Below are 6,352 nucleotides of genomic sequence, written 5' to 3' on the forward strand. Positions count from 1 at the left end.
GCCCCCGGAACGCCCGGGGCCGTGCCCCCGCCGCCCGTCGGACCGAACGGCCCGGGGCAGGCCGGGCAGCCGCCCCAGGACGGCCACCCCGGCGCCCAGCCGCAGTACGGCTACCCCGGCGCGCAGGTCCCCGGCTACGGCTACCCCGGCGCGCAGCCCCCGCAGTACGGCCACCCCGGCGGCCAGGCGCCGCAGTACGGCTACCCGGGCTACCCGGGTTACGGGAACCCCTGGGGAGGCCCGGCGCCCGCCAACGGGCTGGGCATCGCGGCCCTGGTGCTCGGCATCATCGCGACGGCCGGCTTCTGCATGTACGGCCTGGGCATCATCCTCGGCGTCCTGGCGCTGATCTTCGGCATCATCGGCCGCGGCCGCGCCCAGCGGGGCGAGGCCGACAACCCGGGCGTGGCACTCGCCGGGATCATCCTCGGCTCCATCGGGATCGTCGTCAGCGCGGTGTTCCTCGGCTTCCTCATCTGGGTCCTGACCAACGACGACTTCGATGACGACGACAGCGGGTCCGACCGCGAACCCGCGCCCGTCTCCCTCGTCGCCGAGGCGCGCGGGCTTCCGCCGCTGGGCCACTTCTCCGTACGGGCCTGAGCGGACCGGGACCACGGCGCGCGGGGCCGCGGGGGACACCCCCGCGGCCCCGCGCGCCGTCTCACAGGGACTCGGCCGTGCTCCGCAACTCCTCCCGGGCCGCCATCAGCGCGAACCCCAGCAGATTGAGCCCGCGCCACTCCGCCGGCTCCTGCGCGCGCGGGTCGTCCGCCGCGAGCCCGATGCCCCAGATCCGGTCCATGGGGCTCGCCTCCACCAGCACCCGGTCACTGGTGCGCAGCAGGAACGCGGCGAGCTCGGCGTCCTGGCCGAACTTGTGCACGCTGCCCGCCACCACCAGGCCGTACCGCTCACGCTCCCAGACGGCGTCGTCGAAGCCCCGGACCAGTCGGCCGGTCTTCTTCGCCTCCGCCGGGCTCTTCGCCGCCACGGCCCGCTCCGCCGCCTCCGCGTCGCCGAACAGCCGGGCCTTGCCGGCCATCATCCAGTGCTCCGCCGACGCGTACGTCACGCCGTCGACCGTGAACGGCGAGGGCCACCACTGACTCAGGCAGCTCGCGCCGATGCTGCCGTCCGGGCGCGGCCGGTGCCCCCAGAAGTGCAGGTACTTCGCCTTCTCGCCGCGGCCGGTCAGCTCGACGAGGTCCTCGACGCTGCGCACGTCCCCCATGTGTTCCATGCTCCCGAGTCTGCCACCCGCCACTGACGACGGGCCCGCGTGACCCAGATCACTACCCATGAGTAGCCGAACCCGCGTCATGGATCGGCCCCGGCCCGCTCTCTCCGGTGAACGCGCCCGCCGCCCGGCGGCGCGACACGGACTTACGGAGGCGGCCCATGAAGGGCTCGGAGGTCGGGGCAGCGGTCGAGTGGCTGGCGTCGGCGGCACCCGATCCGGTCGCCTGCCGGTGGGACTGGGAGCGCGATCCGCGGGGGATCGCGCTCCTCCCCGCCGGCCGGCGCTGGGACGTGCTCATCCTGCCGGGGGAGCTGGGCTACCCCACGCTCGACGTGCTCACCAGGCTCATCGACCGGCCGGGACCGGTCCTCGCGGACTTCGGCGAGTCCCGGATGGGGTTCTTCGTCCCTCCGGGCACCGTCACCCGCTGGGTCGGTACGGGCGTCCGGGGGGCCGGGCGCGGGACCTGGATCGTCGTCCCGCACCCGGGCCGCCCGGCCGGGAAGGTGCGCTGGCTCGTCCCGCCCGACGGCTCGGGCACCCTCACCGACGCCGTTCTCCTGGAGCTCGCGATGCACGAGGCGGCGGCGGGCCCGGCGGGAGGCGAGGGGGCCTGACACTGCCAGAGGTCTTGACAACCCGATTGGTCTGGACCATGTTGTGCGCGCCGCATCAATTCCCCGCGCCGCACCAATTCCCCCCTGTACGGAGGCCGTTGTGGAACGCACAAGACCCCCCGCCCGCATGACCGGACTTGTGGCCGCCTTCTCGGCCGCCCTGCTCACCGCGGGCGGCCTCGCCGCCTCGGCGCCCACCGCCGCCGCGGCCGACGCCGAACTGGCGAGCAACGGCACCTTCGAGGCCGGGCTGTCCGGCTGGACCTGCTCCGGCGGCAGCGGAGCGGCCGTCAGCACCCCCGTGCACGGCGGGACATCGGCGCTGAAGGCCACCCCGGCCGGCAGCGACAACGCCAAGTGCTCCCAGTCCGTGAAGGTGAAGCCCGGCTCCACGTACACGCTGAGCGCCTGGGTGCAGGGGAGCTACGTCTACCTCGGCGCCTCGGGCACCGGCACGACGGACGTCTCCACCTGGACGCAGTCCGCTCCGGGCTGGCAGAAGCTGACGACCACCTTCACCACCGGGCCGTCCACCAGCTCCGTCAGCATCTACACGCACGGCTGGTACGGCACCCCGGCCTACTACGCCGACGACGTCAGCCTGATCGGCCCCGGCGGCGACCCGGTCGTGCTCCCCTCCGCGCCCACCGGCCTCAGGACCGGTACGGTCACCGCCTCCTCGGTCGCCCTGTCCTGGACGGGCTCCTCCGGGGCCACCGGCTACAACGTGTACCGGGGCGGCACCAAGGTCCAGAGCGTCACCGGGACCTCGGCGACCGTGACGGGCCTCAGCGCCTCGACCGCGTACAGCTTCCAGGTCAGTGCCGTCAACGAGGCGGGCGAGTCCGCCAGGACGGCCGCGGTCTCGGCGACCACGAGCAAGGGCAGCGACGGCGGTACCGGTACCCAGCTGCCCGCCCACGCGCTCGTCGGCTATCTGCACGCCAGCTTCGCCAACGGCTCCGGCTACACGCGCATGGCGGACGTGCCCGACTCCTGGGACGTCATCGACCTGGCCTTCGGTGAGCCGACCTCCGTCACCTCGGGCGACATCCGCTTCAAGCTCTGCCCGGTCACCGAGTGCCCGAACGTCGAGTCCGAGGCCGAGTTCAAGGCGGCCATCAAGGCCAAGCAGGCGGCCGGCAAGAAGGTGCTGATCTCCATCGGCGGCCAGAACGGCCAGGTGCAGCTCGCCACCACCGCCGCCCGGGACATGTTCGTCTCCTCGGTGAGCAAGATCATCGACGAGTACGGTCTCGACGGCCTGGACATCGACTTCGAGGGCCACTCGCTCTCGCTGAACACCGGGGACACCGACTTCCGGAACCCCACCACCCCGGTGATCGTCAACCTGATCTCGGCGGTGAAGACCCTCAAGGCCAAGTACGGCGAGAAGTTCGTCCTCACCATGGCCCCGGAGACCTTCTTCGTCCAGCTCGGGTACCAGTACTACGGCTCCGGCCCCTGGGGCGGCCAGGACCCGCGCGCCGGTGCCTACCTGCCGGTGATCCACGCGCTGCGCGACGACCTGACCCTGCTGCACGTCCAGGACTACAACTCGGGCTCCATCATGGGTCTGGACAACCAGTACCACTCCATGGGCGGCGCCGACTTCCACATCGCGATGACCGACATGCTCATGGCCGGCTTCCCCGTCGCCGGCGACCAGACGAAGGTCTTCCCCGGCCTGCGGCCCGACCAGATCGCGATCGGCCTGCCGGCCTCCACTCAGGCGGGCAACGGACACACCTCGCCCGCCGAGGTCACCAAGGCGCTGAACTGCCTCACCAAGAAGACCGACTGCGGCTCCTACGCCACCCACGGCACCTGGTCGGGCCTGCGCGGCCTGATGACCTGGTCCGTCAACTGGGACCGCTTCAACAACTGGGAGTTCTCGAAGAACTTCGACGCCTACTTCGGCTGACCAGCCCGTACGGCAGCAGGAGCAGCAGCCCGCACAGGAACCAGCTGCCCAGCACATCCAGCGGCCAGTGGTAGCCGCGGAGCACCAGACCGATGCCCGTCACCGCCGTCAGCAGGACGGCGGTGACGGGCATCATCCACGCCGGCCGCGCCCGCCCGGCCAGCAGCAGCGCCGAGGCCCCGTACGCCACCGCGGCCGTCGCCGCGTGACCGGACGGGTAGTAGCCGGTCGCGTCCGTCAGCGGCCCGGGCCGGGCGATCCAGTCCTTCAGCGGTACGACGAGCAGGGGCACCGCCGCCATCGCGAGCGCCGCGCCCAGCACCTCCCACCGCCGTCCGCGCAGCAGCGACCACCCGATCGCGCAGGCCAGCACCGGGAGGGCGACCTGCATGTTGCCGAGATCGGCGAAGAACTCGGTGAGCCACCGGGGACCGTGGCCGACGAGGGCCCGTCCGGCGCGCTCGTCGAGGCCGCGCAGCGGGCCGTCGGCGGCGATCTGCCAGGTGGTCAGCGCGAAGAGGGCCGACAGGCCCGACACCAGGGAGAAGAAGAAAGCCGTCCGCCCCGGAACTGGGGGGGTTGTTCCGGAGCGGACGAGTGGACCGGTTTGCCGCGCGCCCCGGGGGGTGTGGGGCGAGCGGCCATCCGATCGGTGAGGAGTTCCGGAGCGTGATGCCCCAGTGGTGTGCGCGAAGGCACGCCCGGGACGGTGCCGAGGAAGCTCCGACCCGGATTCACCCGCAGTCCCCTGCGGGCGGGGTGTTTCTCTCATCTGCGGAAACCGTACGTCAGGCGAAGGGGGACCGATAGCGGGAACGGTATCCCGCCATCGGCCCCCCACCTTTTCTTCACAGGCGCGCACGGAACCCGGGTTCAGATTCCGGCGAAGGCGCCTTCCAGGACGTCCAGGCCCTCGCCAAGCAGGTCTTCGCCGATCACCAGCGGCGGCAGGAAGCGCAGGACGTTGCCGTACGTGCCACAGGTCAGGACGAGGACGCCCTCGGCGTGGCACGCCTTCGCGAGCCGGGTGGCGGCCTCCGGGTTCGGGTCCTTCGTGCCCGGCTTCACCAGTTCGATGGCGATCATCGCGCCGCGGCCCCGGATGTCACCGATCAGCCCGCCGTTCGGCAGCTTCGCGCGCATCCCTTCGAGGCGGCCCTTCATGACCTCCTCGATCCGCTTCGCCTTCTTGTTCAGGTCCAGCTCGCGCATCGTCTCGATCGCCCCGAGAGCGCCCGCGCAGGCCACCGGGTTGCCGCCGTACGTACCGCCGAGGCCGCCCGCGTGCGCCGCGTCCATGATCTCGGCGCGGCCGGTCACGGCCGACAGCGGGAGACCGCCCGCGATGCCCTTGGCCGTGGTGATCAGGTCCGGGACGATGCCCTCGTCCTCGCAGGCGAACCACTGGCCGGTCCGGCAGAAGCCCGACTGGATCTCGTCGGCCACGAAGACGATGCCGTTGTCCTTCGCGAACCGGGCGATCGCCGGCAGGAAGCCCTTGGCCGGCTCGATGAAGCCGCCCTCGCCGAGCACCGGCTCGATGATGACCGCGGCGACGTTCTCCGCGCCGATCTGCTTGGTGATCTGGTCGATGGCCTGGGCGGACGCCTCCGCGCCGGCGTTCTCGGCACCGGTCGGCCAGCGGTAGCCGTACGCCACCGGCACCCGGTACACCTCCGGCGCGAACGGGCCGAAGCCGTGCTTGTACGGCATGTTCTTGGCGGTCAGCGCCATCGTGAGGTTCGTCCGGCCGTGGTAGCCGTGGTCGAACACGACGACCGCGGTGCGCTTGGTGTACGCGCGGGCGATCTTCACCGCGTTCTCGACGGCCTCGGCACCCGAGTTGAACAGCGCGGACTTCTTCGCGTGGTCGCCCGGGGTCAGCTCCGCGAGCCGCTCGCAGACCTCCACGTACCCCTCGTACGGCGTGACCATGAAACAGGTGTGGGTGAAGTCCGCGAGCTGCGCGGAGGCCCGGCGCACGACGGCCTCGGCGGAGGCGCCTACCGAGGTCACGGCGATACCGGAACCGAAGTCGATCAGACGGTTGCCGTCCACGTCCTCGATGATCCCGCCGCCCGCCCGCGCGGTGAACACCGGCAGGGTGGAGCCGACGCCCGCGGCGACCGCCGCGAGCCGGCGGTCTTGCAGCTCGACCGACTTCGGACCGGGAATGGCGGTGACGAGTCGGCGCTCCTGCGGGATTTCGGTCATGCGGGGCTCCTGGGGGTGTTTCGGACGCTTCTTCGTTGTGCAGGCTAGGCGCGTGACCCGGGGACGGGCATGCTCCGATCGGTAGTGGTCGCGTACGTGTCGTTGTCCGCGGAGGACAGAAGGCGGCGCGGGGGTACGGGACGGGATCCCGGCGGTCACTATCCGGGCGCGTTGCTGAACTCACCGTGTACGCGCACTAGATTGACCGGTGCAGCGACGGACCTGGCTGGTCAAGGGGGCAACGGTTCATGGAGAACGACGGTACGCACGGCGCGTGGGACACGCGGGGCGCGCAGCCGCCCGACGCGCGGGCCGGAGGCTCCGTACCGCGCCCGGCGGGTCCGCCCCCCGCCG

General features: G+C 71.9%; 6 protein-coding genes. 3 read left to right on the top strand and 3 right to left on the bottom strand.

Annotation, left to right across the window (positions count from 1 at the left end; translation table 11 throughout):
- The coding region (locus G3I41_RS31375; protein ID WP_164403922.1) for a DUF4190 domain-containing protein at positions 1-603 on the top strand (603 nt) is incomplete at its 5' end.
- Between the two features lie 61 nt (positions 604-664).
- Here G3I41_RS31375 and G3I41_RS31380 read toward each other — a convergent pair.
- Entirely contained in the window at positions 665-1,234 is a 570-nt protein-coding gene (locus tag G3I41_RS31380; RefSeq protein ID WP_164403927.1) for an NADAR family protein, read from the bottom strand.
- A 167-nt stretch (positions 1,235-1,401) separates the two neighbouring features.
- Here G3I41_RS31380 and G3I41_RS31385 point away from each other — a divergent pair, with 167 nt between their 5' ends.
- Positions 1,402-1,860 carry a hypothetical protein gene (locus G3I41_RS31385; RefSeq protein ID WP_164403923.1) on the top strand — a complete coding sequence of 153 codons (459 nt, stop codon included), beginning with the start codon at positions 1,402-1,404 and terminating at the stop codon, positions 1,858-1,860.
- A 100-nt stretch (positions 1,861-1,960) separates the two neighbouring features.
- The gene (locus G3I41_RS31390; RefSeq protein ID WP_164403924.1) at positions 1,961-3,784 is read left to right on the top strand and encodes a glycoside hydrolase family 18 protein; all 1,824 of its coding nucleotides are present in this window, start codon (positions 1,961-1,963) and stop codon (positions 3,782-3,784) included.
- Here G3I41_RS31390 and G3I41_RS31395 read toward each other — a convergent pair.
- Both G3I41_RS31395 and gabT read right to left on the bottom strand, forming a co-directional pair.
- Complete coding sequence (locus G3I41_RS31395; protein ID WP_203601919.1) at positions 3,738-4,556, bottom strand: phosphatase PAP2 family protein; 819 nt, start codon at positions 4,554-4,556, stop codon at positions 3,738-3,740. The two genes, G3I41_RS31390 and G3I41_RS31395, sit on opposite strands and share 47 nt — an antisense overlap.
- A 101-nt stretch (positions 4,557-4,657) precedes the next feature.
- Complete coding sequence (gabT, locus tag G3I41_RS31400; protein WP_164403926.1) at positions 4,658-5,998, bottom strand: 4-aminobutyrate--2-oxoglutarate transaminase; 1,341 nt, start codon at positions 5,996-5,998, stop codon at positions 4,658-4,660.
- Positions 5,999-6,352: the final 354 nt, after the last annotated feature.

Source organism: Streptomyces sp. SID9727, from assembly GCF_010550605.1.
Taxonomy (GTDB): Bacteria; Actinomycetota; Actinomycetes; order Streptomycetales; family Streptomycetaceae; genus Streptomyces.